This is a genomic window from Falsiroseomonas sp. E2-1-a20, assembly GCF_051433195.1.
Taxonomy (GTDB): domain Bacteria; phylum Pseudomonadota; class Alphaproteobacteria; order Acetobacterales; family Acetobacteraceae; genus Falsiroseomonas.
The window spans coordinates 1-638 of record NZ_JBHMFT010000192.1; the positions used below are offsets into that span (position 1 = coordinate 1).

General features: G+C 67.6%; 1 protein-coding gene. It reads right to left on the reverse strand.

Going from position 1 to position 638, the window contains the following annotated elements; all coding sequences use genetic code 11:
* Positions 1-638, reverse strand: a 638-nt coding sequence (locus ACFHPP_RS31325; RefSeq protein WP_437167126.1) for an AI-2E family transporter, incomplete at both ends; no start/stop codon positions are given.

The window sequence follows — 638 nt, forward strand, 5'->3', positions numbered from 1 at the left end:
GGGAAGGCGACGGCGACGATGGTGCCGACGAAGGGTACGAAACGCATGAGGCCGGCGACAATGCCCCACAGCACCGGCTGCGGCACGCCGATCAGCAGCAGCGCCCCGGTGATGAACACGCCATAGGCGGCGTTCATCGCGGTCTGCGCCAGGAAGTAGCGCGACAAGCGATAGGCGGCGTCGTCCATCGCCGCCATGGTGCGGTGCAGGTCGTCGGCGCCGACCAAGCGGATGACCCGGTCACGTAGGTCCTCGCGGTACAGCAGCACGAAGATCACCAGGACCACGACGATGCCGAAGGTGGCAAGCGGCAGCAGCAGTGGCTCCAAGATGCTCTGCAGCAGCACGAACGGCTTCGGGGCAGGAGACTGGATCTCCACCGGCAGCGGTCGCACCGCGTCGATAGCGACTGTCGGGGCCGGCGCCGTCTGTTCGGCGCCCGCGGCCAAGCCCTGAAGCATCTCCTGCGCCCGCTCCACCAGTCCGCCGCTGGCGTTGATGGAGGCGAGCTTGCGGTTCAGCTCATACTGGTAGAGCGGGATATCCGTGGCGAGTTCGCTGAGCTGAAGCCCCATCACAAGCCCTAGCATGCCCATCACCGCGACCGCGGCCAGCACCGCGGCCAGCACGCCGACGAC